Here is a 25,251-nt window from a genome sequence, read left to right as displayed (position 1 = left end):
CCTTGGCTGTGGGGGCGGTGTCGTTTTGATAGGTCAGGAATGCGAGGACATAGCATGGAGCAGCAGGAATCGCCGCGTTGGTGGGCGGTGGTGGCCGTGATGATCGGTATTTTTTTGTTGGTGACCGCAGAGCAACTACCTATCGGTTTGCTCTCTCAGGTGGCAGAGTCGATGGGCGTGACCCCGGGTATGGCAGGGTTGATGGTGACGGTGCCCGGCGTCGTGGCGGCGTTTTCAGCGCCGCTGCTACCGGTGGCGGTAGGGCGTCTTGATCGCCGTATCATGCTGACGCTGATGATGGCAGTGATGGTGCTGGGCAGCGTGCTCTCCGCCATGGCCAGCAACTTTGCCCTACTGTTGGCGGCGCGAGTGTTGGTGGGGATCAGTATCGGCGGTTTTTGGGCCATTGCGGGCAGTATTGCGCCACGCCTGGTGCCTAGCGATCAGGTATCGCGGGCCATGACCATCATTTTTGGCGGCGTGGCGGCGGCCTCGGTGCTCGGCGTACCGTTGGGCACGCTGCTGGGTGATATCAGTAACTGGCGCGTTGCCTTTGGTGCCTTGGGGGGCTTGAGTTTGCTCACGGCGTTGGCGCTTTGGCGCTGGCTACCGCCACTGCCGCCTCGAGAGCCGGTGCGGCTTCGGGTGCTGGCGCAACAGCTAAAGAATCGTGGCGTGCGGGTAGCCGTGTTGACCACGGGGTTTGTCGTGGTTGGCCACTTTGCGGCCTACACCTTCATTAGTCCTATTTTGCAAGAGATCAGCGGGGTAGCGCAGCGCCATGTCGGAAGCCTGCTGCTGCTGTACGGTGCGTCGGGGATTTTGGGCAATATCGTTGCGGGGATGTTTGCTGGCCGTCACCCCTACCGTGCGGTGCTCGCGATTCCTAGCGTACTGCTGGTGGTCGTGGCGATCTTCCCGGTGGTAGGCGTAGAGCCGACCAGTGGCGTGCTGCTGTTAATGCTGTGGGGCGCTGTATTTGGCAGCGTATCAGTGAGTATTCAGACGTGGATTCTACGCACGGCGCCCAACACGGAAGCCGCCACGGCGTTAATGGCGTTCGTCTTCAACATGTCGATTGGCCTTGGGGCCATGGTAGGTGGTCAAGTGGTCGATGGCACTAGTCTACCGGTGACGATGTGGGTCGCCTCGGGACTGTTTCTCATGGGCGTGCTATTGGTATGGCGCACGCCGTCGCGCATCGTTGGTGAAAAGCGCCGCTAATACGCGGTAGGCAAAAAAAGCCCCCGCCGTGGCGGGGGCACGCTTTAGCAAGGCACAGCGGGCGTTACGGACGCTCGATGGCCAGGGCAACCCCTTGGCCGCCGCCAATACATAGCGTCGCCAAGCCTTTTTTGGCATCGCGAGCAATCATTTCGTGGAGCAGTGTCACCAGCACGCGGCAGCCCGACGCACCAATGGGGTGACCTAGCGCGATGGCGCCGCCGTTGACGTTCACCTTCGACGTGTCCCAGCCCAGCTCTTTATTGACCGACAGCGCTTGAGCAGCGAAGGCTTCGTTGGCTTCGACGAGGTCTAGGTCATCCAGGCTCCAGCCCGCTTTTTCCAGGCATCGACGGGTGGCAGGGGCCGGTCCGATCCCCATGATGGCCGGGTCGACGCCTGCGTTGGAGTAGGCGGCAATGCGGGCTAGGGGCTCCAAGCCAAGCTCTTTGGCTTTTTCCGCCGAGCAGAGCATAACCACGGCCGCGCCGTCGTTCAGCGACGAGGCGTTACCCGCCGTCACGGTGCCGTCTTTCTTGAACGCAGGACGCATGCCAGCCAGCTTGTCTGCCGTGACTTCGCGAGGGTTTTCGTCGGTATCGAACACCACCGGGTCGCCTTTACGCTGCGGCACCTCGACCGGCACGATCTGGCCTTTGAATTTACCCTCTTTGATGGCGGCAGCGGCTTTTTGCTGGGACGCGGCGGCAAATTCGTCCATCTCTTCCCGGGTGATGCCGTACTTCTCTGCCAGATTTTCGGCAGTAATGCCCATGTGGTAGTTATTGAAAGCATCCCACAAGCCGTCGTGCACCATGGAGTCGATAGCTTTCCAATCGCCCATGCGCTGGCCGTTGCGCGAGTTCGGCAGGATGTGTGGAGAGGCGGACATGTTCTCCTGGCCACCGGCCAGCACGATCTCGGCATCGCCGCAGCGGATGGCTTGGGTCGCCAGATGCAGCGCTTTCAAACCCGATCCACACACCTTATTGATCGTCATGGCCGGGACGGTGTCTGGCAGGCCTGCCTTGATGGCCGCTTGGCGCGCCGGGTTTTGACCAACGCCTGCGGTCAGCACCTGGCCCAGCAGCACTTCGTCGATCTGCTCCGGCGCAACGCCGGTGGAAGCGATAATGTCTTTGATGACCAGCGCACCCAAATCGCTAGCTGGAATCCCGGCGAGTGAACCCCCAAAACTACCTACAGCGGTGCGGCGAGCCGCCACAATGACCACGTCTTGCATACAATAACTCCTTGAGTAAGTGTCGCATCGTTCCTACGGCAGATAGACGTGTCGCCTATCCATTGTTGTTAGCGTCGTTATTAGCGTGTCGTGTCAGGCTTGGCTATCAGCATAGGGGAAGGTTGTGCATTGCGGCAATACGCTTTTAACGCCAATAAAAAACGGGCCGATCAACGGCCCGTTCTTAGCGCGTCAGTTGGCTTACGCCAGCTGTACCGGAATGGCGTTACTGGTATGGCTGACGTGGTTGCCTTCCTGTAGATACACCAGCGCGGGCTGGTGATTCTCCAGCTCGGCCTCCGAGTAGTGCGCATAGCTGCAAATGATGATGCGATGCCCTGGCGAGGCCAAGTGCGCTGCCGCGCCGTTGATCGAGATCAGGCGCGATCCCTCTTCGCCACGGATGGCGTAGGTGGTGAAGCGCTCGCCATTCTCGACGTTGTAAATCTGGATCTGTTCGTTTTCGCGGATACCGGCCATATCCAGCAGGTCGCCGTCGATGGCGCACGAGCCTTCGTAGTTGAGAACGGCATGGGTAACGCGGGCCATGTGCAGCTTGGCTTTTAGCATGATGGTGTGCATGGAAACTCCTGAGTAACGGGCAAGCCTTGCAGGCTAGCGACGAGCAGCGCTGGGTAGCTGCACGCTGAGATTGTCGATGAGCCGGGCAGGACCGAGCTTGGCGGCGGCGAGCAGTACGGCATGACGCGTAGTATCGGTGACCGGGCCAAGGGTAGCATCCCGGAGTTCGAGGTAATCCGGCGTAAAGCCGGCATCATACAGCGCCGTTTTACCCCGGTGTAGTACCTGTTCGGCGGATTCCCCTTGTGCCAGCGCATCACGCAGTTCGCACAGCGTTTTGTAGAGCATCGGCGCCGTGGCGCGCTCCTGCGCGCTGAGATAGCCGTTGCGGGACGAAAGGGCCAAGCCATCGTCGGCGCGCACGATCGGCACGCCGATGATCTCGATGGGCATGTGCAGGTCGGCCACCAGCTTACGAATCACCGCCAGTTGCTGATAATCCTTTTCACCAAAGCAGGCGACGTCCGGCTGCACCAGGTTGAATAGCATGCTCACCACGGTGGAGACACCGTCGAAGTGGCCGGGGCGCGAGCCACCGCAAAGCCCGTCGCCGACCTCGGGTACGTGAACACGAGTCTGCGCATCCAAGCCGTTGGGGTAAAGGGCGCTCACCGTGGGGGCAAACAGCAGATCACAGCCGGCGTCGGTGAGCTGGCGCTGGTCGGCGTCGAACGTGCGCGGATAAGCGTCTAGATCTTCACCTGGGCCAAACTGCATGGGATTGACGAACAGGCTAGACACGACCACGTCGGCGTGCTGGCGGGCGGTGGCGATCAAAGCCAGATGGCCAGCATGCAGGTTGCCCATCGTAGGCACCAGCGCAATGCGCTGGCCCTTTTGGCGATAGTCGCGCAGCGTGGCGCGAAGCTCGGATATGTCTCGCAAAGTGCGCATAGTGAAGTCGCTGTTGCTCACTGAAAAACGGTTACTTAAAAACAGTGCTCTGGAGCGGGAAACGCTCGGGACTTGACCGCTTCATGGTACTGCTCGAAAGCACCCTGAATGGAGCTCGCTTCCGCCATGAAGTTCTTCACGAAGCGCGGTGTGCGGCCGTGGGTAACGCCCAGCACGTCGTGCATCACGAGAATTTGGCCGTCGGTGTCCGGGCCTGCGCCGATCCCAATGACCGGCACGTCCAGCGCTTCGGTCACTGCTTTGCCCAAGCTGGCGGGCACGCACTCCAGCAGAATCACCGAGGCGCCTGCCTCGACCAGCACTGTCGCATCGTGGATGATCTGCTCGGCTTGCGCCGCTTCGCGGCCCTGTACTTTATAGCCACCCAGTTGGTAAACGGTTTGTGGCGTCAAACCCAAATGGGCGCACACCGGTACACCGCGGCGCGTCAGTTCGCGTATGCCGTCGGCCATCCACGCTTCGCCCTCTACCTTGACCAGTTCCGCGCCTGCTCGCATGAGCGCCGCGCCATCTTCTAAAAGGCGTTCGGTGGTGGCATTGCTCATGAACGGTAGGTCGACCATCAGCAAACTGTGGCCTTTGCCGCGTGCGGCACAGCGTGTGTGGTAACAAATGTCATCTATGGTCACGGGCAAGGTGCTGCTGTGCCCCTGTAACACCATTCCCAGGGAGTCGCCTACCAGCAGGACATCGATACCCGCGGCGCTAGCAGCATGGGCAAAGGAAGCATCGTAAGCAGTCAGGCAGCTGAACGTTTCACCGGCGCGTTTATACGCCTGCAGAGTGCTCAGGGTGACGGTTTTCATGGCGTGCTCTCATTCAAACGTTATGGGGCCGATGCGGCGAGTGCACGTGAGGCACCTGCGCTCTGCTCGGCCATTATTATCGCAGCGTCCCTGCCTGCGCGATGTGGCGTAACCGGCAATTGTTACCTGATTGGGGGCATGGTGTCGAGATTTGTGTCAGATGGTAGCAGTGGCGGTGACATCGGTAGCACTTAAGTGCCGAATATCGCTCGTATTGAGGCGCGACAGCCACGCTTCTAGCGGTTGCTGGTGCAGCGTGATGGGCTGCTGAAGCGCCGTGGCGACCTCTGCCAGCGGTACGAGTACGAAAGTGCGGGCGTGCATCTGCCCATGAGGTACGGTCAAGCGGGGGTGCTGCAGGATATGTTCGCCGTAAAGCAGCACATCTAGGTCCAGCGTGCGTGGCCCCCAGTGGCGTAACCGCCGCCGCCGATGGCGCTGCTCCAGCGCCTGTAGCTGGTCGAGGAGCGCCAGCGGCGATAGACGTGTCTCCAAACAGGCGACGGCATTGATGAAGTCCGGCTGATCTTGAGGGCCGATGGGCGCCGTGGCGTAGAGCGATGAGCTGGCCACTTGCCGTGACAACGGCAAGGCGGCCAATTCCTGGAGCGCCTGCTGCACCTGCCCAATGGGATTCTCTAAGTTGCTGCCAAGGCCGATATAGCAACGAACGGCGTTATTCACTGTTTGCCTTCCGCGGTTTGCGGCGCTTTTTACGACGGCGGTCGCCTTGGCTGGCCGGGTCGCTGCCAACCTTTTGCAACAGGCGACGCTGTTCGTGATCGTCGCCTTTCTGGAAGGCATCCCACCAGTCGCCAAGGCCGCGAGGAATTTCGCCCGCCTGCTCACGTAGTATCAGCAGGTCAAAGGCGGCGCGAAAGCGCGGATGTTCACGGGTTTGGAACGCGCGCTTGCCCCGGCGCATCGGCAGGCGTGCCTGCAGCTCCCAAATTTCGCGCATGGGGATGCCAAACCGTTTGGGAATGGAGGTGTGCTGAAGCTGGCGCGATACGACCTGCTGAGCGGCGGTTTGTAGGGCGGGCACGGCAGGCATGCCCTCGCGCTCGAGCTCGGCCTGACGATGCACCACGGGAGCCCATAAAAAAGCCGCAAGCAGGAAGGCGGGCGTGACCGGGCGGTCGTCGGCAATGCGCTTGTCGGTATTGGCGAGCGCCTGCTCGATGAGCTCCTCTGCCCAGGCGGCGTCGGCCATGGCCTCTTCCGCTTCCGGAAAGAGCATGCCAAACAGGTTGTAGTGGCTCAGCAGGCGGAAAGTGATTAGCCCGTGGCCGGACATGAAGAGTTTGAGCACTTCATCGAACAGGCGTGCTGGCGGAATTTGCAGCAGCAGCGGCGCGAGGTCGTACATGGGCGCTTCGGTGGCAGGCTCGATGGTGAAGTCGAGCTTGGCCGCGAAGCGGACCGCGCGCAGCATCCGTACCGGGTCTTCACGGTAGCGGGTCGCGGGGTCGCCAATCAGCCGCAGCGTGCGCGATTCGATGTCCCGCGCCCCGTTGGCAAAATCATGGATCGTGAAATCGGCAATGTTGTAGTAGAGCGCATTGACCGTGAAGTCGCGGCGCAGCGCGTCCTCTTCGATATTGCCCCATACGTTGTCCCGCAGCAGCAGGCCATCGTCTGACTGGTGAGCGATATGGTCGCCGTGCTCGTCTTGAGGTTTGCCACGGAAGGTGGTCACCTCGATGACTTCGCGGCCAAAGCGCACGTGAACGATGCGGAAACGGCGGCCAATCAGGCGTGAGTTGCGAAACAGATCGCGAACCTGCTCGGGCGTTGCGTTGGTGGCAACATCGAAGTCTTTCGGCATTTTGCCCAGCAGTGCGTCGCGAATGCAGCCACCGACAAGATAGGCATCGAAACCAGCCCCATTGAGGCGGTACAGCACCTTGAGCGCGGCTTCACTGATTTGCTGACGAGAGACGGGATGCTCGGAGCGCGGAATAATACGAGGGCTGGGCGCATCGGAGGCGCTCTCTGGGGAATCGAGCAGGGATTTCAAGTGCTCTCCCGGACTATGTAATAAACGGGTAAATCCTTTAAACATGCGGCGATGTCGACTCGCAGTGTAGCGAAAACGGGTTCGAAAAACGTGACCGTATGGAGGACGGTAAGGGGTTGAGTGTATCCGACCCCCTGGGGCTTGCAAAGAGCGGTATGCAAAGAGCCGCCGACCAGAGCGTCGATGGGTGCCCATAAACGCGGAAAGGGGAGGCTACGTGAGCCTCCCCTATAAAGCAGACAATCAGCGTCCATGCTGCTGTTTTTATTCATGATGGCACATCGCCCTGAATACGCACCGCAGTCGGTAGGCGTAAAGAACCACTCTGATTCCGACCGCCTCGTATTCAAAACAATAATCCAACCGCGAACTTTTCTCTCCCGGCGAGTTGTTATTGGCTCCGGGGGTGTACACGTATGCTGCTATTGTTGTTGTTTGGGTGCAGACCCTTGTGTACGTCGCGTCCTTATTTGGGTACTTGCTGACTGTTGTTATTGTTCGCTGCGCTTTGTTGCATGGCTCCGCTTAGTGGCCTTGTGCTGCGCATGCAAGTAATGAGACTCAAGCCTGTTGTTCTTATTCGTGCCGTTATCTCTACCTGGCCCTGTTGTTTTTGTTTTGGCTCAGGTCGGGGCGGTGTCATGTTGTTCTTGTTAACGACTTACCGCGCTGCCCAGTTTGTTCTTCTTGCCTAGTAATAGTGCACTCGCCGTGCCACTCATTTGATACCCCATGTATTTCAGTGGTTTGGCGATTTTTGGGTAGGCCAGGGAACTATTTGGAAGAGAAAGTGTTACCCATTTTAGCGGCTATTTTGCGTGTCATTGTGTGGGAAGGTAACAGTGGTTGGGTAACGATTTTTGGATATTTCTCAGGTAAATCAATCTATTAGACGTTAGTCTTACGGCCAATGGCTAACGTCTTGACCGCTCTTATGGGGGCTAGCTTTGTCGGCGAGCGGTTTTCTTTCTCGGAATGCCCAGCCGCTGGCGGCGCTCCCACAAATTTTTACGACTAATCCCTAGCTTCTGCGCTAGCTCGGTTTCGCTCATTTGATCCTGGTGTTCCAGCACGAAATGTTGGAAGTAGTCTTCCAGCGAGAGGTCGTCTTCGTCGATGGTCGCCGCAGTCTCGCTGGGGGATGGAGCCGCGCTGGGCGCTGGCGGGTGAGAACGGTTGGTGACTGGGCCAAGCCCTAAATCGTCGGGATGAATCAAATGGCCTTCGGCAAGAATCACGCCGCGCTCTAGCGCATTTTCCAGCTCGCGCACGTTACCGGGCCAGGGGTAGTCGCGTAGATCCTGGCGGGCCGCTCTGGAGAGCCGTAGTCCTGGGCGTTCGTGGCGCTTGCAGGCCTTTTCCAGCAGGATGTCAGCGATTTTGAGTACGTCGTCTTCGCGCTCGCGCAGCGGTGGCAGGGCGATCTGCATCACGTTCAGCCGGTAGTACAAATCAAGCCGGAACTCGCCGCTTTTGGAAAGCGCGCGCAGGTCGCGGTGAGTGGCGGCAATCAGCCGAACGTTCACATGGCGGGTTTCCACGGAGCCAATTTTGCGGATTTCGCCCTCTTGCAGTACCCGCAGCAGGCGCGCTTGGGCATCCAGCGGCAGCTCGCCAATCTCATCGAGAAACAGCGTGCCGCCGTCGGCGGCTTCGACCAAGCCGGTGCGTGCCGCGCTGGCGCCGGTAAAGGCGCCTTTTTCGTGACCAAACAGCTCGGATTCGATCAGCGTTTCGGGAATCGCCGCGCAGTTCACGCAAATCAGCGGCGCTTTGGCGCGCTTGCTCTGCTGATGGATGGCGCGCGCGACCAGCTCCTTGCCAGTGCCAGATTCGCCTTGGATGAGCACGGTGACGTCCGCAGGCGCGGTTTTGCGGATGCGCGTGTAAACCTCCTGCATGGCGATGCAGTCGCCAATCATGGTTTGACGGCCGCCGCCTCCGTCGGTGATATCCGGCGGCGTGCCCTGCTGCATCGACTGCTTATGCAGAATGCGTTCAACCGTTTCCAGTAGCTCGGTGTGGTCGAAGGGCTTGGCGACATAATCAACGGCGCCCTGCTTGAGCGCATCCACCGCCGAACGCATGCTGGCGTAGCTGGTCATGATCAGTACCGGAGCGGGGGCCGCGAGTTCAATGAGCGTCGTGCCCGGCTCCCCCGGCAGGCGCAGGTCGCTGATGATGAGGTCAAAGTCGCTGAGTGGCTGCGTGCGGGCCTCTTCGGCGCTGGCCGCTTCGCTGACACTGTAGTGATGACGTTCCAGTAAGCGCTTTAACGCGCTGCGAATAATCGCTTCATCTTCAACAATCAGTATCCTGGGCATGGGGCAAGTGATCATCCTGTTGGTAAAGCGGTAGCCATAGCGTAATGGCCGTGCCGCGAGGCTTTCCGGGAGGTGGCGAAGCGACCTCTATTTTGCCTTGGTGCTCATTGATAATTTGATACGCCAACGATAGCCCAAGTCCGGTGCCTTCACCCGCCGGTTTGGTGGTGGTGAACGGTTCGAACAGGCGGTGTTTGACGCTGGGGTCGATCCCATGGCCGTCGTCAACGACGCGCCACCAAGCGTGGCGGGCCTGAGTGCCTGCCTCAATTAGCACCGTTCCCTGGGGGGAGCAAGCATCCTTGGCGTTGCTCAGTAAATTTACCATGACTTGGGTAAGACGCTGAGCATCACCGCTCACCACAATGTCACTTGGGCAGTGATTGGTAAAGGTGACATCCTCCCCCGAGCGGGCTAAATGGATCAAGTGCAGGGCGTCGTCGCTGACCGTTTTCAGCGAGGCTGGGGCGGCAGGAAGCGGCAGTGCCGGGCGTCCGCCATGGGCAAAGCCCACCAGTGAGTTGACGATTTTAGTCACCCGCTGAGTGAGCTGCTGAATTTGGTCGGCGGTTTCCAAAAGCGCCGGGTCGTCGGTGTCGTAGCGCAGGTTTTGCGCCAGCGATGAGATGCCGGTAATCGGGTTGCCAATCTCGTGAGCGACCCCAGCGGCAAGCTGGCCAATGGAGGCGAGCCGCGCGGCGTGCACCAACTCCTCCTCCAGCCATTTCATCTCGGTGTGATCCTCGACCAGAATGACGCTGCCGCCGCGGCTATCGTGGCCGCTGAGCACCGCTTTATGCAGCGTCAAAAAGTAGTCTTTGCCGTGCAGCGTGACCGCCTGTTTGTACAGCGGCGTTTGGCTGGCGTTCAGCACGCTGCCCAGTAGCGTGGGCCAGGGCGGCGGCAGGCTGTCGCGCCGGGAGCCGATCACGCTATCGCCGCTGATGCCAGAGAGCTGGGAGAGCGCTTGGTTCCACATCAGCAGCTCATCGTCGTCGCCCAACACGCACAGCCCCACCGGCAGATAGGCCAGGGTTTGCCGATGGTGACGGCGCAGCCCGTCGAGTTCTCTGGCAAGCCCGGTGAGACGCGAGCGGTAGGCTTCTAAGCGGCTCTCGACAAAGTGGATGTCGTCGGTGACAGGAGCATCATCGTGGCGGTAGGGCAGGTAGCGGTCGACGATATCCCGCGCCACCGACGGCCCCATCAGCCCTGATAAGTTGGCCTGAATACGGTCACGTAAACGGCGCAGCGCATAGGGTCGGCGCTCTTGCGGGGTCAGGTTGAGCGCTTTCAGGGCGCGGTCCACTTCGCGGCTGGCGGCTTCATCGCCAAGTGCCTGAGCCAAGTGGGCGGGGAAATCCCCCGCCGTAGCGGCTTCCAGCGGTAGGCGTTTCGAGCGGATGACCGCATCCACCGAGCAGGCTTCCGCCGCCGAGCGCTCGCCCTCGGAGATGCGCGTAAACAGCGACACTACGATCAGCAAGACGATATTCACCGCCAGCGAGATCAGCGTGGCGTTGTACCACGCGGGTGCATCGGCGGGCATCAACAGAGTGAACGGCAGTGCGGGGAGGGCGATATCGAACAGCAGCGGGAGCCATAACCCCCATAGCCAGACGCCAATACCGCCGATAAGGCCGGCAATCATGCCTTTGCGGTTGGCACCCGGCCAATAGAGCAGTGCTAGAAGGCCCGGCAAACACTGCGCCATGCCCACGAACGCGGCCAACCCAAGGTTCGTCAGGGAGTGATAGCGCCCGACGCTTTCGGCAAACAGCCAGCCACCGACAATCACGGCCCCGACCAGGCCCCGGCGCAGCCACAGCAGCCAGCCGTAGAGGTCGCTACGTGCCTCTGGCGGACGGGCGACCAGCACGATGTGGTTCAGCACCATGCCGGAGAGCGCGAGCGCAATCATCATCATGGTGCCGCTGGCGGCCGCCAAACCGCCAATGAACGCCAGCGCGCCGACCCACCAGTGCTCGGTCATCAGGTACGCCGCGTAAGCGGTCAGCGGTACGCTCTCGTTGGCCGACTGCGCCGCCCACAGGATCAGCGGCACCGGTAGCGCCATCAAGAGCAAAAAGAGCGGTAGCGTCCAGCTGGCTTGCAGCAAGGTATGGCGAGAGAGGCTTTCGGCAAAGGTGATCTGAAACAGGTGCGGCATCATGAAGGCCGCCGCGAAAAACAGCAGCAGAAGCGTGCGCCATTGGGGGGCTTCGAGCTGTGGGGTGGCGCTCTGGAGTGCCGCGCCCGGGCCTTCCAGCCAGCGCTGTAAGTCTTGAGGCCCATCAAACACCCACCACAAGGCAATGGCACCGAGCCCGAGCATGGCCAGGAGTTTGATCACCGATTCGAAGGCAATCACGCTCAGCAGCGTATCGTGGCGGTGCCGATGACTGTGGCGGGCGCCAAATAGCACGGCGCAGGCGGCAATGATGCCACAGAACAGCAGCGCTACCGCAGCACTGTAGCGACTGCCGGTCAGTAGTTGCACGGCATCGCTCAAAGTTTGCACCTGAATGCCTAGCAGCGGCAGCACGGCGAGCAGGCTCAAGAGCGTCACCAGCGTTCCCGCCCAGCGGGAGCGGTAGCGAAAGGCGAACAGGTCCGCCAGTGAAGAGAGCTGGTAAGTGCGGGTAATGCGCTGAATCGGTACCAGCAGCACAGGGGCGAGTAAGAAAGCTCCCGCTGGCCCTAGGTAGTAAGCGAGGTAGCCAAACCCGGCATTCGCGGCGAGTTCGATGCTGCCGTAGATGGCCCAGGCGCTGGCGTATACGCCGAGCGCTAGGGTATACACCATCGGGTGGCGAGTAATGCGCACCGGCACCCAGCTCCGCTCGACGGCCATGCCACAGCCAAACAGCAGCCCAAGATAGCCAAGCCCCAGTAATACGACGCCTACTAACTCAGCGTTCATCCAACTTCCTCTTCTGCTCGAGCCATAGCGTCAGGGCAATCAGGACCCCCCAAATGGCAAACGGGCGGTACCAGGCCACGCTCGGGTCAGCCCAGCCATCCATGAACAGCGGGGAGAGAAGATACCCGCCAAAGACAAGAAATAGCATGATGCGGTAAACGTACATCTTACGGCTCCGGTGGCGAAGAGCGGTGGGCCTGCGGGGCCAGCTGGGCCACCGACCAGTGCTCGATGGCCCAGCGTAGCTGCACGCTTGGCGCTTCATCGATTAGAGCCGGTGGCGGGGTCTGGTCGAGGAGTTGAAGCGCCTGAAATAGCTGGCGACGAATACCGCGGCTCTCCTCGGCCAGTGCAGGGGCGAGGTTTTGCTTGGAGAGCTTTTGGCCGTCCGCCGTGACTACCAGCGGCAGATGCAGGTAGCGCGGCGTGGGCAGCTGTAGCGCTGCCTGTAACTGCTGCTGCCAAGGCGTGTTATCCAGCAGGTCGTACCCCCGTACGACATCGGTGATGCCCTGATGGGCGTCATCCACGACCACCGCAAGTTGATAGGCCCATAGTTGATCTTTGCGTTTTAACACGACATCGCCCAGCTCGGTGGGATCGAAGCGCTGCTCGCCGAATAGCCGGTCGTGCCAGCCGACGGGGCGTTTGGCGAGGTCGCTGCGCAGCCGCCATGCGACCGGCTTGCTGGCATCGCGCACACCGTCTCGGCACCAGCCGGGGTAAATATCGTAAGCCTGCCACTGCTTGCGTGAGCAGCTACATGGATACGCCAGCCCCTGATCGATGAGCCGGTCCAGGGCTTGCTGGTAGGCATCATGACGATGGCGTTGCCATATTACCTCCCCATCCCATGTCAGGCCGAAGGCCTCTAGCTGGCGCAAGATGGTGCTGTCCGCGCTTTCTGGGCAGCGTGGTGGGTCGATATCTTCAATACGTACCAGCCACTGGCCGCCCGCAGCGCGGGCATCCAAATAGCTGCCGAGCGCGGCAACCAGCGAGCCAAGATGAAGCGGCCCGGAGGGGGTGGGGGCAAAGCGCCCTCGATAGTGAGCGGTGGCGGTCATGGCAACCCGTGCGTGAAAACGGTCAAGCGGTGAGAAGCACACAAGATGACAAACAAAAACGGGCACCTCAAGGGTGCCCGCTGTCGGCCATCGTCTTAGCTAGATGGCAGGATGCTTAACCGCCTAGCTGCTTCTCTTTCAGCTCGGCCAAGGTTTTGCAGTCGACGCACAGTGTGGCGGTGGGGCGTGCTTCCAAGCGACGAATGCCGATCTCCACGCCGCAGGCTTCGCAGAAGCCGTAGTCGTCATCATCGATCTTCTCGATGGTTTCGTTGATCTTCTTCAGCAACTTGCGCTCGCGATCCCGGGTACGCAGTTCCAGGCTAAAGCCCTCTTCTTGCGTGGCGCGGTCGGCGGGGTCGGCGTAGTTGTTAGCATCTTCCTGCAGGTGGCGTACGGTACGATCCACCTCTTCCATGAGGTCCTGTTTCCAGTCCAGAAGCAGCTGGCGGAAGTGCGCGAGCTGCTTCTCGTTCATATACTCTTCACCCGGTGCCGGCTCATACGGTGTGAAGGACTTGGACGCTTCCGGTTTCTTTTCCGCTACTGGCATGGGAGTGCCCCTTACGTATGTGACTGCTGATCGACCATGAGCGTGTGTCACGATCTCACGCCAAAGGGATGCTTGTTTAGCTGAAAATTGCGCGCGATGCAAGCATAATAGTGCGCTTTCGACCATGGTCCCACATCTTGTGCGACCTGGGTCATGGTTTAACTACTGCTAGGTGAAGGAGCCGTTATGGCCTGGAATTCGCGTGTCGATCACGTTGCGCCTTTTCGCGTAATGCACTTATTGGAAATGGCTCAGGCGCGTGAAGCGGCAGGTCATGACGTGATTCACCTGGAAGTGGGCGAGCCCGATTTCGCAACGCCCGCTCCCATCGTCGCCGCCGGGCAGCAGGCGCTTGCCGAAGGCAGAACGCGCTACACCCCCGCAGCCGGTTTGGCGTCGCTGCGTGAGGCCATTGCGGGGCACTACGCCGAGCACTTCAACGCCACGGTGGATCCCGCCCGTATTCTGGTCACCCCCGGGGCGTCTGGCGCACTGCTGTTGGCCAGCCAGCTGCTCGTCGAGAGCGGCGACCGAGTGCTCATGGCCGACCCAAACTACCCATGCAACCGGCACTTCATGGCGTTGGCAGGGGCCGAGGTCGACGCCGTGCCGGTAGGGCGCGACACCGGCTGGCAGCTCACCGCACCGCTGATCGAGCAGCATTGGCAGGCCAAGACGCGTTTAGCCATGCTGGCCAGCCCCTCAAACCCGACCGGGCATACGCTGGAGGCCCCGGCGCTCACGAAGGTGATCGACACGGTGGCGGCCAAGGGCGGCGATATCATCGTCGATGAGATTTACCAGGGGCTGAATTACGACGACGCGCCGCTGTCGGCCACGTCATTGTCGGATGACGCCTTTGTGGTGAACAGTTTCTCCAAGTACTTCGGCATGACCGGCTGGCGCTTGGGGTGGCTGGTCGCCCCGGAGCAGGCTGTCGAGCCGCTGACTCGGCTGGCACAAAATGTGTTCCTCGCCGCGCCAACGCCTTCCCAGCACGCGGCGCTGGCAGCGTTTACCCCGGAGTGCCGGGATATTCTGGAAACCCGTCGCGCCACCCTCAAACAGCGTCGCCAAGTGCTGCTGGATGGCCTGGCCGAGCTAGGGCTTGCGCCGGATCTACCGCCCCAGGGAGCGTTCTATCTCTGGCTGGATATCTCCCGCTACAGTCGCGACAGCCAAGCCTTCTGCGAGCGCCTGTTGGTGGAGGAGAACGTCGCCATCACGCCGGGTATCGACTTTGCCGTACAGGGCGGCGAGCACCATGTGCGCATCGCGTTCACCAACGACGTGGCACGGCTGCAGGAGGCGGTGGTGCGCATCGCGCGTTTTGTGAGCCGCTTATGATGACCTATCCAGGGCTGGTGCCCGGCACGCTGCTGCGCCGCTATAAGCGCTTTCTGGCCGATGTGCGCCTGGATAGCGGTGAGGAAGTGGTGGCTCACTGCCCGAATACTGGCTCGATGAAGGCGGTGAACGTGCCCGGCTGCCGGGTATGGCTCTCGCCCAGTCATAACCCCAAACGCAAGCTGGCCTGGACCTGGGAGTGGATAGAGCTACCCGAGCCAGATGGTGGAACGGCGCTGGCATCGGTTCACACCGGGCGAGCGAATGGCTTGGTCGAAGCAGCGATTAATGCAGGCGAGATAGCACTTCTTACGGGCTATCAAACGTTAAAGCGTGAGGTAAAGGTAGGCGAAGCGCGGCTCGATTTTCGCTTGGATGACCCTGAGAAGGGCGCCGCCTACGTGGAAGTCAAACAGGTCACGCTGAAAGAGGCGGATGGGCATGGTTACTTTCCCGACTCCGTGAGCGTGCGTGGTACCAAGCATTTGCACACATTGGCGGCGCTGGCCGAGCAGGGCGAGCGGGCAGTGCTGCTGTTCTGCGTGGCCCATGAGGGGATTGCGGACGTGGCACCGGCGACCCATATCGACCCTACCTATGCGGCAGCGTTAAGTGATGCGGTGAACGCGGGTGTGGAAGTAGTGGCGTATGGCGTGAGGGTGGAGTGGCAGCAGAGTGTACCGGTAGCGGCCCGCCTGGCGCGGTCGCTACCGGTACGGGTTTAGCGTTCGATATAGAAGCGCTGGATAAAACTCACTGGCTCGGGGTTTTCATTGCGGTCGTAGCGCACGTCGAGATTGAAGCGCATCGGCTCGTCTTGGCGCAGGGTGAACGTGGCAAGATGGTAGGTGGCATCGCCATCGTGAACGGTGCGAAAACTGAGCGGTTCGCGGGTGTCGGTGAGGTCGCTAACATAGCCCTCAACACTGGCGTTGACCGGTCGTGTGGAACCATCCGGCTGGCGCTCGCGCACGCTCACATTCACCAAACCGTGCCCGATACTGCGCTGGATACTGCTTGCCTGCGCCACTTCTGGAGTGAGAAAGCGCGTTTCGATGGCGTTGTAGTGGATCTCGTATTCGCCCACTCGCACCATCTGCTCTGCCGCTGCCTGGGTGGCGCTGAGCAGTGTCCCCAGCAGCACTAGCAGCAGTGGAAAGCGTCGCAGTGTCGCAATAGCCATAGCGTGTCTCCTCTCATGGGTGAGGTAAGTGCGGTATTAGGCGCGTCGGCGCACTCGGAAAATGGCGATTTCACCAAACAGATTCGGCCACCACTTCGAGGTCCAGTGCCCCTTGTGGTCGCCAACGCCCACGGCGCGGTCAACAATCACCAGCCCTTTCTCTTTGCACAGGTGCTCGAAGTCGTTAAACGTCGAGAGGTGGATGTTTGGGGTGTCGTACCACGCGTGGGGCAGTGATTTCGACACCGGCATGTAGCCGCGTAACCCCAGGTGAATGCGGTGACGCCAGTAGGCGAAGTTAGGGAAGGTGATAATGCCCTCCTCGGCTACCCGCAGCATTTCATCTAGCATCTTATCCGGGCGGCGCAGCGCCTGCAGCGCCTGGGTCATGATGACCTGGTCATAGCTGTTATCGCAGAAGCTGCCCAGGCCGTCGTCCAGGTTATGCTCGATCACGTTGACGCCGCGTGCCACGCATTGGGTGATGCCGTCGGGGTCGATCTCTAACCCATAGCCGGTCACACCTTTCTCTTGGGCCAGTCGCTCCAGCAGAATGCCGTCGCCGCAGGCCAAGTCCAAAACGTGTGCACCTTGGGGAACCCAGTCGTAAATCAGTTCAAGATCCGTGCGCATTAGCGTGTTTCCTCCGCGCCTGCGGCGTCGATGTGCTGCTCTCGGGCGACGCGGCCCATAAAGGCGCTGAACAGCGCTTGGTAACGTGGCTCGGGCAACAAAAAGGCATCGTGCCCATGGGGCGATTCAATATTGGCATAGCTCACCGATTTGCCCGCGCGCGTTAGCGCATCCACCAATTCCCGGGAGCGCGACGGCGGGAAGCGCCAATCGGTGGTAAAGCTGACGATCAAAAAGGGGCACTGCGCCGGTGCCAGGGCGCAGGCAAGATCGCCGTCGCAGCTGGCCGCCGGGTCGAAGTAGTCCAGCGCTTTGGTCATTAGCAGGTAGGTATTGGCATCGAAGGCGGTCGAGAAGGTATCGCCCTGATAGCGCAGGTACGACTCCACCTGAAACTCGACGTCGAAGCCAAAGTTCAAATCATCGCTGCGCAGGTCGCGGCCAAACTTGCTGCCCATGGCGTCTTCGGAGAGATAGGTGATATGTCCGACCATCCGGGCCAGCTTTAGCCCCCGTTTGGGCACGGTGTCGTGTTCGGCGTACCAACCGTCGAAGAACTCCGGGTCTGAGCGGATGGCTTGGCGGGCGACCTCGTTGAAGGCGATGTTCTGCGCCGAGAGGCGCGGCGTGGCCGCAATGACGACAGCATTGGCAACGCGTTCGGGGTAGGTGATCGTCCACTGCAGCACCTGCATGCCGCCCAAACTGCCGCCCACTGCCGCTGCCCAGCGCTCGATGCCCAGATGGTCGGCGAGACGCGCTTGGCTGGTGACCCAATCGCTCACTGTCACCACGGGGAAGTCAGGGCCCCACTGGCGGCCGGTGTCCGGGTTATGGCTCACCGGGCCGGTACTGCCGTGGCAGCCGCCTAGATTGTTCAGCGACACCACGAAAAAGCGATTGGTGTCGATGGATTTACCGGGGCCGATATGAGCATCCCACCAGCCAGGTTTGCGATCCTCGGCTGTGTGGTAGCCCGCAGCGTGATGATGCCCCGACAGCGCGTGGCAAATCAGCACCGCGTTAGAGCGGTCCGCATTCAGCGTGCCGTAGGTTTCATAGATAAGCTCGTACTCCGGCAGCGTCTTACCGCAGGCAAGCGGCAGCGGCGTATCGAACTTAACTACGTGAGGAGTCACGAGGCCAACGGAGTCCGCTGGCCGGTCGTCATAAGCAAGAGTGTCTGAATCAGGCATCGAAAGCGCTAGTCCTGCAAAAATAAGTCCTGCAAAAAGTAAGCTCGGGGCGTTCGTTGCATCGATAGGCGCGTTATAGCCCTACGAGTGCCCCCGAAATGCCTGCTGCACGAATCAGCGAGCCCACCACAACGCCGTCTACCAGGTTGATGGCGATAAAGACCACGATTGGTGAAAGATCGATCATGCCTAGCGGCGGAATCACTTTTCTCACTGGAGCCATGATCGGCTCGACCAACTGCATCACCAGCAGTGCGCCGGGGTGGCTGGCATTCGGCGCGACCCAGCTCAGAATGATCATCACGATCATGGCAAAGAAGTAGATCTTCAAAATGGCGTTGGCCAGCGCCGCCACCCCGGCAATCAGCAGCCCTGCAACGGGCGGCATGCCCACGCCGATCACCATGAAAATGGCAATCATACTGACGATTTTCAGCACGAAACCGGCTGCCAGAGTGGCAAGGTCAAAGCGACCGGCGACCGGCCCTAAAAAGCCTTGGAATAGTCCCACGACTGGCTGGGTGATTTTGACCACCGACTGGCTGAGCGGGTTGTAGTAATCCGCCCGGGATGCCTGCAGCAAAAAGCGCAGCATCAACAGAAACAGATAAATATTGATCAGCGAGTTCACCAGCATTAATCCGGCGCTGCCTAATTGACTTCCCATTGCGGCTTCTCCTCAAACATATCGTTCTTATTGCGTCATTCACGGCCCGTTAGCGGCGTGCGACTCATTCGTGTCCGCTGAGCTCTTTGGACATGGCATCGGCGCGCTCGGCGCAGGCCTGCATGGCGTCGGCAATGATCGTGCGTAGGTGCGCATCTTCCATATGCGCAATAGCGCGCTCGGTAGTGCCGCCGGGTGACATCACGTTCTGCTTCAAGGTGGCCGGGTCTTTGTCGCTGCGCTGGGCCATGGTGGAGGCCCCCAAGGCGGTTTGAATGGCCAAGCGGCGAGCGGTATCGGCAGGCAGGCCGAGCTTCACGGCGGCCTCTTCCATGGCTTCGAACATCAAGAAGAAGTAAGCCGGGGCGCTGCCGGAAACCGCGGTCACCGCATCCAGTAAACGCTCTTCCTCGACCCACTCGACAATGCCCACGGCTTCCATCAGCTGGGTGGCGAGGGTGCGCTGTGCATCGCTGACCGCCGCGTTGGCGTACAGGCCGCTGGCGCCGATACCGACCAGTGACGGGGTGTTGGGCATGCAGCGCACCAGGGCGTTGCCGCCGCCCAGCCACTGGTCGATGGTGTTGGCATCCAGGCCTGCAGCAATGGAAATTACCAGCGGCGCCTGCTGCTGAACGCTTTCACGCAGGGCTTCACAAACGCCGCGCATGATCTGCGGTTTGACCGCCAGCACGACCACATCTGCACCGTTAACCGCTGCACTGTTGTCGGTGTGGGTATGAATACCCAGGCGCGCCGCGAGCGGAGCCAGTTCGCTTTCGTTGGGGGCCGTGGCGGTGATGTCGCTAGGTGAGACACCGCTTTCGATCAGGCCGCCGATAATGGCACCGGCCATATTGCCTGCGCCAATGAAGGTGATCTTGCTCGCCATGGGGGTATCCTTTTTCGCAAATGGCTGCGTCTTGCAGCGTGTAAAGTAAACCGTGTGTTGTGTGAGCCGCGTGCTGTGTGAACCGTAGTTAGCCCCGAGCGCCAAAAATGGCGGTGCCTAAACGTACCAGCGTGGCGCCTTCTAAGACAGCCGCTTCTAAATCGTCGCTCATGCCCATCGAGAGCGTATCCAGCGGCGCTTCAGGCAGTGCCGTCTGGAGCTCTTCCAAGAGCTGGCGCAGCGCTGCCAGCGGCTGGCGCTGTGCCTCTAGCGTCTCCGCCGGGGCGGGAATCGCCATCAGCCCGCGCAGGGCGAGGCCTGGCAGGGCGGCAATCTCTTGGGCCAGCGCTAAGGCGTCTTCCGGCAGCACGCCGGATTTCGATGCCTCGCGGCTAATATTGACCTGCAGGCAGACGTTTAGCGGTGGTAACGCTGCCGGGCGCTGTTCGCTCAGGCGTTTGGCGATCTTTAACCGATCAACGCTGTGTACCCAGGCAAACTGCTCGGCCACAGCGCGGGTCTTGTTCGATTGCAGCGGGCCAATGAAGTGCCACACAATGCCGTCAAGATCCTCAAGTGCCGCTTGTTTATCCAGCGCCTCTTGCAGGTAGTTTTCACCAAACTCGCGCTGGCCGTGCTGCCACGCTTCGCGCAGCATCTCGGCGGGCTTGGTTTTGCTCACCGCCAGCAGGGTGGCGCTGGTGGGCGAGCGTCCGGCATCCTCAAGCGCCCGGCGCAGGCGTTCACGCGCAGATGCAAGTGACTTGTTGAGCGCGTTGTCTGTCATACTCAAGCACCTTACCGCAGCTGGGAAAGAGAGATGGATATTACCGAACTGCTGGCATTCTCGGCAAAGCAGAATGCATCCGACCTGCACCTTTCGGCGGGTCTGCCTCCCATGATACGTGTTGATGGCGATATTCGTCGGCTTAATGTGCCCGCCATGGAGAACAGCGACGTTCGGCGGCTGATCTACGACATCATGAACGATCGGCAGCGCCGCGACTACGAAGAGCACTTAGAAGCGGACTTCTCGTTTGAAGTGCCGGGGGTGGCGCGCTTTAGGGTCAATGCCTTTAACCAGGCACGCGGGGCGGGGGCGGTGTTCCGTACCATTCCCAATAAGGTGCTTTCCATGGACACCCTGGGCATGGGCGAGGTGTTCCAGCGCCTTTCGATGCTACCTAGAGGATTGGTGCTGGTGACAGGGCCCACGGGGTCGGGCAAAAGCACGACCTTGGCGGCGATGATCGACTACATCAACGAACAGCGCTTCGAGCATATTCTGACCATCGAAGACCCAGTGGAGTTTGTGCACACCAGCAAACGCTGCCTGATCAATCAGCGGGAGGTTCACCGCGACACCCATAGTTTCTCTGGGGCGCTGCGTAGTGCGCTGCGCGAAGACCCGGACGTGATTTTGGTGGGGGAGCTTCGCGATCTCGAAACGATCCGTTTAGCGCTGACCGCGGCTGAAACGGGGCATTTGGTATTCGGCACCTTGCACACCACTTCCGCGGCGAAAACTATTGATCGGATTATTGATGTGTTCCCCGGTGAAGAGAAATCCATGGTGCGCTCGATGCTGTCTGAGTCGCTCCAGGCGGTAGTCTCGCAAACGTTGTTGAAGCGCCAGGGTGGCGGACGCGTGGCGGCCCACGAGATCCTGATTGCCACGTCTGCGGTGCGTAACCTCATTCGCGAAGATAAGGTGGCGCAGATCTACTCCGCCATCCAGACCGGCGGCGCACTGGGAATGCAGACCCTGAATGCCTCGCTCGCCAAGCTGGTTAAAGAGGGCGTGGTGAGTATGGAGGAAGCCCAAGCAAGGGCTAAAGGCACGCTGACGTTAAAAGATGAGTAAGGCGGCAAAAGGATAATAGACGCGATGAGTGAGCCAGCCAGCGGTATGACCGCGACCCAGTGGCTGCACCAACTGCTGGGCATCATGGTCGAGCAGCAGGCATCGGACCTGCTGATTTCGGTGGGCGCGCCGCCCAGCTTGAAAACGCCCAAGGGGCTGATGCCGCTGGGGCGTCAGCCGCTCTCCTCTAGCCAGGTGCGCAGCCTGGTGCTGAATGCGGTTCCCGAGAAGCAGCGGGAGCGATTTCATGAGGAGCACGAGGCGAACTTTGCCCTAAGCCTAGAGAGTGCGGGGCGGTTTCGGGTAAGCGCCTTTCAACAGCGCAACGAGCCCGCCATGGTGGTGCGCCGCATTGCGCAGACCATTCCGACCCTCAGCGCACTGGGCGTGCCTAGCCAGTTATCGACGTTGGCCAATGCCAAACGCGGGCTGGTGCTGGTGGTGGGCGGCACGGGAACGGGGAAATCCACTACCCTGGCGGCGATGATTCAGGAGCGCAACGCCTCAGTCGGTGGGCACATCATCACCATTGAAGACCCCATCGAGTACCTGCATCCGCATCAGCGGGGCATCGTTAATCAGCGTGAAGTGGGGGTGGATACGGAGTCCTTCGAGGTGGCGTTGAAAAATACGCTACGCCAAGCGCCGGATGTGATCTTGATTGGTGAAGTGCGTACCCGCGAGACCATGGAGCACGCCCTCACTTTCGCGGAAACCGGGCATCTCTGTTTGGCGACATTGCACGCCAACAACGCCAACCAAGCCTTAGAGCGCATCCTTCACTTCTTTCCCCATGAGCGGCACGAGCAGGTGCTGATGGACCTGTCGCTGAATCTGCGTGCCGTGGTCGCGCAGCAGCTGCTGCCTACTCAGCAGGGTGGCCGCTGCGCGGCGATCGAGATTCTGCTCTCGTCGCCACGGGTGGTGGATCTGATCCGAAAAGGGCGTATTGATGAATTAAAGCAGGCCATGGCAGGCTCCCGCGACGCGGGGATGCAAACTTTCGATCAGGCGCTTTATGCGCTTTATCAAGCGGGCCAAGTCAGCCAGCAAGTGGCGCTGGCCCATGCGGATTCCGCCAACGACCTGCGGCTGATGATCAAGCAGGGTGACGCTGCTGCCAGCGGTAAGCCGTTAGATGCGCAGGTGCCGTCTCATCTGACTCTACGCGACGGTGACGATTATTGATGGCCTTCGCCGCTAGGGGGCATAAATACCGCCCAGCACCCTCGGGCCGCTGGCGCCTGTCACGGAAGGCAAGTTGCCGGGTAGCCCGTGCAGGCGCTGGTGGGCGAGCCAGGCAAAGGCTCCTGCTTCAATCCAATCCTCTGGCCAGCCCAGCGTAGCGGGAGAGAGCAGCGTGACCTTGGGCAGGTGCGCGGCTAGCCTTTCCATCAAATAGGCATTGTGAGCACCGCCACCGCCCACCAGCAGCGTGGTGCTGGGCTGGCTTAGTGGCAGTTGGGCCACCCCTTGCGCGACACTCACCGCCGTCAGTTCGGCCAGCGTTGCCTGAACATCACGGGGGACTTCGTCGCCATTGAGGTGGTCGCTCAACCACGCTAAGTGAAACAGCTCGCGCCCGGTGCTGCGCGGCGGCGGCTGATGAAAAAAGGGTTCTTGCAGCAGGCGGGCGAGCAGCGCTTGGTCGATTTGCCCGCTGGCCGCCCAAGTGCCGTTCTCATCAAATCGCCCGGTGTGATGCTTGGTAAACCAGGCATCAAGCAGCACGTTCGCCGGTCCGGTATCGAAGCCCACCACGGCGCGCTCCTGCTCTTGAGGAAGCCACGTAAGGTTGGCAAAGCCGCCCAGATTCAGCACGAGCTGTTCGCCTGGGCGCTGCCCAAACAGCGCTTGGTGGAACGCGGGTGCTAAAGGCGCTGCTTGGCCGCCAGCGGCCAAGTCCCGGCGGCGAAAATCGGCCACCACCGTACATCCCGTCAATTCTGCCAGCAGGCTCGGGTTATCTAGCTGTAGCGTATACGCCGGTCCCCCCTGGTGACCTTGTGGCGCGTGCTCAATTGTCTGGCCGTGGCTGCCAATCGCCGTAATCTGAGCCGGGACGAGCCCCTGTTCCGTTAAGAGTGCTGTAACGGCCTGGGCCTGGAGGCGGCAAAAGGCATCCTCGGCGGCGGCCAGTTCGGCAAAGCGCGCTGCTGGCGCGTGGCAAAGGTGCAGTAGCTGCGCGTGCAGCGTATCGGGCATGGCAACGGCGGCCGTGGCTAATAGCTTAGGTGGCGTGCCAGGAGTGATGGCGACCAGGGCGGCATCAATGCCGTCCAAGCTGGTGCCTGACATGAGCCCGATATAGTAGGCCGTCGGTGTGGAGGAAGCGGTTTTCATCATGCGAGTCATCCAAAACGGGGTGAAGGCTCAACCAAGGCGGTGGAGCGTGATAACATCGCCCACTATTGATTATTTAAACGCCTTTAACGGCACATAGTACATGGAGAGAGGCAATGAGTGAGGTGGATCAGGCGTTAGCGCTGCTGTCGCGGGGGACGCATGAAATCCTGGTAGAAGACGAGCTGCGTAAAAAGCTCGCGTCCGGTCGCAAGCTGCGTATTAAAGCAGGGTTCGACCCTACAGCACCTGATTTGCACCTGGGCCACAGCGTACTGCTGACCAAAATGCGCCAGTTCCAAGATCTTGGTCACACCGTTATCTTTTTGATTGGTGATTTCACTGGCCGCATTGGTGACCCGACCGGTAAAAACGTCACCCGCAAGCCGCTGACCGAAGCCGACGTCAAGGCGAACGCTGAAACCTATAAAGAGCAGGTGTTCAAAATCCTCGATCCAGAAAAGACCGAGGTGCGCTTCAACGCCGAGTGGTTTGGCGAGCTAAGTGCCGCCAAGATGATCGAGCTGGCCGCGCAAAGTACTGTAGCGCGGATGCTGGAGCGCGATGACTTTGAAAAGCGCTACAAAGCCAACCAGTCCATCGCCATTCATGAATTCCTCTACCCGCTGGTACAGGGGTACGACTCGGTCGCGCTGGAAGCCGACGTGGAACTGGGCGGTACCGACCAGAAATTCAATCTGCTCATGGGGCGCGAGATTCAGAAGCACTTCGGCCAGGAGCCTCAGGTGGTCATCACGATGCCCCTGCTAGAAGGTTTGGACGGCGTGCAGAAAATGTCCAAGTCGCTTGGCAACTACGTGGGCGTGGATGAAGCACCGGGGTCCATGTTCAATAAGCTGGTCTCCATGCCCGACAGCTTGATGTGGCGTTACTTCGAGCTGCTCTCGCTCAAATCGAACGAAGAGATCGAGGCGCTGAAGCAGAGTGTCGAGCAGGGTGCGAATCCTCGCGATGTGAAAATGGAGCTGGCTCGTGAACTCATCGCTCGTTACCACGGTGATGAAGCCGCCGCGAATGCGCACAAGTCGGCGGGTAACCAACTGGCCGATGGTGAGCTGCCGGAAGACCTGCCGGAAGTAGAGGTCGATTTCGAGGGTGGCGAGCAGGCGCCGATTGCAGCCGTGCTCAACCGCTCTGGTCTGACCAAAAACAGCGCGCAAGCGAAAGACATGCTGAAAAACGGCAGTGTCAAAGTGGATGGTGAGGTCGTTGCTCAAGACACCATGCTCGCCACTGGTAAAGTGTATGTGATTCAAGCGGGCAAGAAGCGTTACGCTCGCGTGACCCTGGTGTGAACTTTCTGAAAACTTTTTCACATTAGCTCTTGCCAACCCGGCTTCGAATCCGTAAAGTACGCATCCGCTGCCGGGGACGCCAAGCGTTACCAGCGGTGAATGAGGTTAAAAACCTCTGGTTTGTCAGGAAGTTAGCACCGTCTCGTTATTGAT

24 protein-coding genes are annotated in these 25,251 nt (G+C 60.4%); 6 read left to right on the top strand and 18 right to left on the bottom strand.

Annotated features, from left to right (window positions below; all coding sequences use genetic code 11):
* Positions 1 to 54 precede the first annotated feature (54 nt).
* A complete protein-coding gene (locus tag NH398_RS15115) occupies positions 55 to 1,224 on the top strand; it encodes an MFS transporter (protein ID WP_159340804.1) in 1,170 nt (389 codons plus the stop codon).
* A gap of 64 nt (positions 1,225 to 1,288) precedes the next feature.
* On the opposite strand, the gene NH398_RS15110 is transcribed toward NH398_RS15115, so the two are convergent.
* The 11 genes from NH398_RS15110 to dksA form a co-directional block, all read right to left on the bottom strand.
* Positions 1,289 to 2,467, bottom strand: a complete 1,179-nt coding sequence (locus NH398_RS15110) for an acetyl-CoA C-acetyltransferase (RefSeq protein ID WP_159340805.1) — start codon at positions 2,465 to 2,467, stop codon at positions 1,289 to 1,291.
* A 201-nt stretch (positions 2,468 to 2,668) separates the two neighbouring features.
* Positions 2,669 to 3,049 (bottom strand): aspartate 1-decarboxylase, encoded by a 381-nt coding sequence (panD, locus tag NH398_RS15105; protein ID WP_058578292.1) that lies wholly within the window; start codon positions 3,047 to 3,049, stop codon positions 2,669 to 2,671.
* A 33-nt stretch (positions 3,050 to 3,082) separates the two neighbouring features.
* The gene (panC, locus tag NH398_RS15100; protein ID WP_253019171.1) at positions 3,083 to 3,943 is read right to left on the bottom strand and encodes a pantoate--beta-alanine ligase; all 861 of its coding nucleotides are present in this window, start codon (positions 3,941 to 3,943) and stop codon (positions 3,083 to 3,085) included.
* Positions 3,944 to 3,978: 35 nt separating this feature from the next.
* A complete protein-coding gene (panB, locus tag NH398_RS15095) occupies positions 3,979 to 4,770 on the bottom strand; it encodes a 3-methyl-2-oxobutanoate hydroxymethyltransferase (RefSeq protein ID WP_159340807.1) in 792 nt (263 codons plus the stop codon).
* 156 nt (positions 4,771 to 4,926) lie between these two features.
* Positions 4,927 to 5,454: a 2-amino-4-hydroxy-6-hydroxymethyldihydropteridine diphosphokinase gene (gene folK / locus NH398_RS15090; RefSeq protein ID WP_253019170.1), complete on the bottom strand. Its 528-nt coding sequence runs from the start codon at positions 5,452 to 5,454 to the stop codon at positions 4,927 to 4,929.
* Positions 5,447 to 6,835: a polynucleotide adenylyltransferase PcnB gene (gene pcnB / locus NH398_RS15085; protein WP_159340809.1), complete on the bottom strand. Its 1,389-nt coding sequence runs from the start codon at positions 6,833 to 6,835 to the stop codon at positions 5,447 to 5,449. The genes folK and pcnB overlap by 8 nt, the downstream gene beginning before the upstream one ends.
* Before the next feature lie 896 nt (positions 6,836 to 7,731).
* Positions 7,732 to 9,114 carry a sigma-54 dependent transcriptional regulator gene (locus NH398_RS15080; RefSeq protein WP_253019169.1) on the bottom strand — a complete coding sequence of 461 codons (1,383 nt, stop codon included), beginning with the start codon at positions 9,112 to 9,114 and terminating at the stop codon, positions 7,732 to 7,734.
* Positions 9,092 to 12,037, bottom strand: a complete 2,946-nt coding sequence (locus NH398_RS15075) for an ATP-binding protein (RefSeq protein WP_253019168.1) — start codon at positions 12,035 to 12,037, stop codon at positions 9,092 to 9,094. The genes NH398_RS15080 and NH398_RS15075 overlap by 23 nt, the downstream gene beginning before the upstream one ends.
* Positions 12,027 to 12,203 (bottom strand): hypothetical protein, encoded by a 177-nt coding sequence (locus NH398_RS15070; RefSeq protein ID WP_167520868.1) that lies wholly within the window; start codon positions 12,201 to 12,203, stop codon positions 12,027 to 12,029. Before NH398_RS15070 ends, NH398_RS15075 begins: the two co-directional genes overlap by 11 nt.
* 1 nt (position 12,204) lies before the next feature.
* Positions 12,205 to 13,104: a tRNA glutamyl-Q(34) synthetase GluQRS gene (gene gluQRS, locus NH398_RS15065; protein ID WP_253019167.1), complete on the bottom strand. Its 900-nt coding sequence runs from the start codon at positions 13,102 to 13,104 to the stop codon at positions 12,205 to 12,207.
* A 115-nt stretch (positions 13,105 to 13,219) separates the two neighbouring features.
* Positions 13,220 to 13,657 (bottom strand): RNA polymerase-binding protein DksA, encoded by a 438-nt coding sequence (gene dksA, locus NH398_RS15060; RefSeq protein WP_139527987.1) that lies wholly within the window; start codon positions 13,655 to 13,657, stop codon positions 13,220 to 13,222.
* Between the two features lie 186 nt (positions 13,658 to 13,843).
* On the opposite strand from dksA, the gene NH398_RS15055 reads away from it, so the two are divergent.
* Positions 13,844 to 15,004, top strand: coding sequence for an aminotransferase class I/II-fold pyridoxal phosphate-dependent enzyme (locus NH398_RS15055; RefSeq protein ID WP_253019166.1), 1,161 nt, complete (start codon positions 13,844 to 13,846; stop codon positions 15,002 to 15,004).
* A complete protein-coding gene (gene sfsA / locus NH398_RS15050) occupies positions 15,001 to 15,729 on the top strand; it encodes a DNA/RNA nuclease SfsA (RefSeq protein WP_253019165.1) in 729 nt (242 codons plus the stop codon). The genes NH398_RS15055 and sfsA overlap by 4 nt, the downstream gene beginning before the upstream one ends.
* Here the strand turns inward: sfsA and NH398_RS15045 are convergent.
* The 6 genes from NH398_RS15045 to NH398_RS15020 all read right to left on the bottom strand — a co-directional run bounded on the left by NH398_RS15045 (position 15,726) and on the right by NH398_RS15020 (position 20,362).
* A complete protein-coding gene (locus tag NH398_RS15045) occupies positions 15,726 to 16,187 on the bottom strand; it encodes a DUF4426 domain-containing protein (protein ID WP_253019164.1) in 462 nt (153 codons plus the stop codon). The two genes, sfsA and NH398_RS15045, sit on opposite strands and share 4 nt — an antisense overlap.
* Before the next feature lie 36 nt (positions 16,188 to 16,223).
* Complete coding sequence (gene metW / locus NH398_RS15040) at positions 16,224 to 16,820, bottom strand: methionine biosynthesis protein MetW (RefSeq protein ID WP_159340815.1); 597 nt, start codon at positions 16,818 to 16,820, stop codon at positions 16,224 to 16,226.
* Complete coding sequence (locus NH398_RS15035) at positions 16,820 to 18,016, bottom strand: homoserine O-acetyltransferase (protein ID WP_253019163.1); 1,197 nt, start codon at positions 18,014 to 18,016, stop codon at positions 16,820 to 16,822. The genes metW and NH398_RS15035 overlap by 1 nt, the downstream gene beginning before the upstream one ends.
* Positions 18,017 to 18,089: 73 nt before the next feature.
* Positions 18,090 to 18,683, bottom strand: a complete 594-nt coding sequence (locus NH398_RS15030) for a YggT family protein (RefSeq protein WP_253019162.1) — start codon at positions 18,681 to 18,683, stop codon at positions 18,090 to 18,092.
* Between the two features lie 64 nt (positions 18,684 to 18,747).
* Positions 18,748 to 19,575, bottom strand: a complete 828-nt coding sequence (gene proC / locus NH398_RS15025; RefSeq protein WP_253019161.1) for a pyrroline-5-carboxylate reductase — start codon at positions 19,573 to 19,575, stop codon at positions 18,748 to 18,750.
* Positions 19,576 to 19,663: 88 nt separating this feature from the next.
* Positions 19,664 to 20,362, bottom strand: a complete 699-nt coding sequence (locus NH398_RS15020; protein WP_253019160.1) for a YggS family pyridoxal phosphate-dependent enzyme — start codon at positions 20,360 to 20,362, stop codon at positions 19,664 to 19,666.
* A gap of 33 nt (positions 20,363 to 20,395) precedes the next feature.
* Here NH398_RS15020 and NH398_RS15015 point away from each other — a divergent pair, with 33 nt between their 5' ends.
* Together NH398_RS15015 and NH398_RS15010 are read left to right on the top strand one after the other, a co-directional pair.
* Positions 20,396 to 21,439: a type IV pilus twitching motility protein PilT gene (locus NH398_RS15015; RefSeq protein WP_253019159.1), complete on the top strand. Its 1,044-nt coding sequence runs from the start codon at positions 20,396 to 20,398 to the stop codon at positions 21,437 to 21,439.
* A 24-nt stretch (positions 21,440 to 21,463) separates the two neighbouring features.
* On the top strand, positions 21,464 to 22,627 hold the full coding sequence (locus NH398_RS15010) for a PilT/PilU family type 4a pilus ATPase (protein ID WP_290441537.1): 1,164 nt from the start codon (positions 21,464 to 21,466) through the stop codon (positions 22,625 to 22,627).
* A 12-nt stretch (positions 22,628 to 22,639) separates the two neighbouring features.
* Here the strand turns inward: NH398_RS15010 and NH398_RS15005 are convergent, their stop codons facing one another.
* Positions 22,640 to 23,782, bottom strand: a complete 1,143-nt coding sequence (locus tag NH398_RS15005; RefSeq protein ID WP_253019242.1) for an anhydro-N-acetylmuramic acid kinase — start codon at positions 23,780 to 23,782, stop codon at positions 22,640 to 22,642.
* A 116-nt stretch (positions 23,783 to 23,898) separates the two neighbouring features.
* Here NH398_RS15005 and tyrS point away from each other — a divergent pair, with 116 nt between their 5' ends.
* A complete protein-coding gene (gene tyrS, locus NH398_RS15000) occupies positions 23,899 to 25,098 on the top strand; it encodes a tyrosine--tRNA ligase (protein WP_253019158.1) in 1,200 nt (399 codons plus the stop codon).
* Positions 25,099 to 25,251 lie beyond the last annotated feature (153 nt).

This window comes from Halomonas sp. CnH100-B (assembly GCF_024124605.1).
Lineage (GTDB): Bacteria > Pseudomonadota > Gammaproteobacteria > Pseudomonadales > Halomonadaceae > Vreelandella.
This window is presented reverse-complemented; position numbering and strand designations above follow the sequence as displayed.

What these genes read in the sequence shown, in the direction of transcription:
- dksA (WP_139527987.1), bottom strand. Translation starts at nt 13,657, where the DNA reads ATGCCAGTAGCGGAAAAGAAACCGGAAGCGTCCAAGTCCTTCACACCG.
- panB (WP_159340807.1), bottom strand. Translation starts at nt 4,770, where the DNA reads ATGAAAACCGTCACCCTGAGCACTCTGCAGGCGTATAAACGCGCCGGT.
- NH398_RS15015 (WP_253019159.1), top strand. Translation starts at nt 20,396, where the DNA reads ATGGATATTACCGAACTGCTGGCATTCTCGGCAAAGCAGAATGCATCC.
- proC (WP_253019161.1), bottom strand. Translation starts at nt 19,575, where the DNA reads ATGGCGAGCAAGATCACCTTCATTGGCGCAGGCAATATGGCCGGTGCC.
- NH398_RS15080 (WP_253019169.1), bottom strand. Translation starts at nt 9,114, where the DNA reads ATGCCCAGGATACTGATTGTTGAAGATGAAGCGATTATTCGCAGCGCG.
- NH398_RS15010 (WP_290441537.1), top strand. Translation starts at nt 21,464, where the DNA reads ATGAGTGAGCCAGCCAGCGGTATGACCGCGACCCAGTGGCTGCACCAA.
- NH398_RS15005 (WP_253019242.1), bottom strand. Translation starts at nt 23,782, where the DNA reads ATGAAAACCGCTTCCTCCACACCGACGGCCTACTATATCGGGCTCATG.
- pcnB (WP_159340809.1), bottom strand. Translation starts at nt 6,835, where the DNA reads ATGTTTAAAGGATTTACCCGTTTATTACATAGTCCGGGAGAGCACTTG.
- NH398_RS15070 (WP_167520868.1), bottom strand. Translation starts at nt 12,203, where the DNA reads ATGTACGTTTACCGCATCATGCTATTTCTTGTCTTTGGCGGGTATCTT.
- NH398_RS15045 (WP_253019164.1), bottom strand. Translation starts at nt 16,187, where the DNA reads ATGGCTATTGCGACACTGCGACGCTTTCCACTGCTGCTAGTGCTGCTG.
- NH398_RS15035 (WP_253019163.1), bottom strand. Translation starts at nt 18,016, where the DNA reads ATGCCTGATTCAGACACTCTTGCTTATGACGACCGGCCAGCGGACTCC.
- gluQRS (WP_253019167.1), bottom strand. Translation starts at nt 13,104, where the DNA reads ATGACCGCCACCGCTCACTATCGAGGGCGCTTTGCCCCCACCCCCTCC.
- panC (WP_253019171.1), bottom strand. Translation starts at nt 3,943, where the DNA reads ATGCGCACTTTGCGAGACATATCCGAGCTTCGCGCCACGCTGCGCGAC.
- sfsA (WP_253019165.1), top strand. Translation starts at nt 15,001, where the DNA reads ATGATGACCTATCCAGGGCTGGTGCCCGGCACGCTGCTGCGCCGCTAT.
- tyrS (WP_253019158.1), top strand. Translation starts at nt 23,899, where the DNA reads ATGAGTGAGGTGGATCAGGCGTTAGCGCTGCTGTCGCGGGGGACGCAT.
- metW (WP_159340815.1), bottom strand. Translation starts at nt 16,820, where the DNA reads ATGCGCACGGATCTTGAACTGATTTACGACTGGGTTCCCCAAGGTGCA.
- NH398_RS15030 (WP_253019162.1), bottom strand. Translation starts at nt 18,683, where the DNA reads ATGGGAAGTCAATTAGGCAGCGCCGGATTAATGCTGGTGAACTCGCTG.
- NH398_RS15110 (WP_159340805.1), bottom strand. Translation starts at nt 2,467, where the DNA reads ATGCAAGACGTGGTCATTGTGGCGGCTCGCCGCACCGCTGTAGGTAGT.
- NH398_RS15115 (WP_159340804.1), top strand. Translation starts at nt 55, where the DNA reads ATGGAGCAGCAGGAATCGCCGCGTTGGTGGGCGGTGGTGGCCGTGATG.
- NH398_RS15020 (WP_253019160.1), bottom strand. Translation starts at nt 20,362, where the DNA reads ATGACAGACAACGCGCTCAACAAGTCACTTGCATCTGCGCGTGAACGC.
- NH398_RS15075 (WP_253019168.1), bottom strand. Translation starts at nt 12,037, where the DNA reads ATGAACGCTGAGTTAGTAGGCGTCGTATTACTGGGGCTTGGCTATCTT.
- panD (WP_058578292.1), bottom strand. Translation starts at nt 3,049, where the DNA reads ATGCACACCATCATGCTAAAAGCCAAGCTGCACATGGCCCGCGTTACC.
- NH398_RS15055 (WP_253019166.1), top strand. Translation starts at nt 13,844, where the DNA reads ATGGCCTGGAATTCGCGTGTCGATCACGTTGCGCCTTTTCGCGTAATG.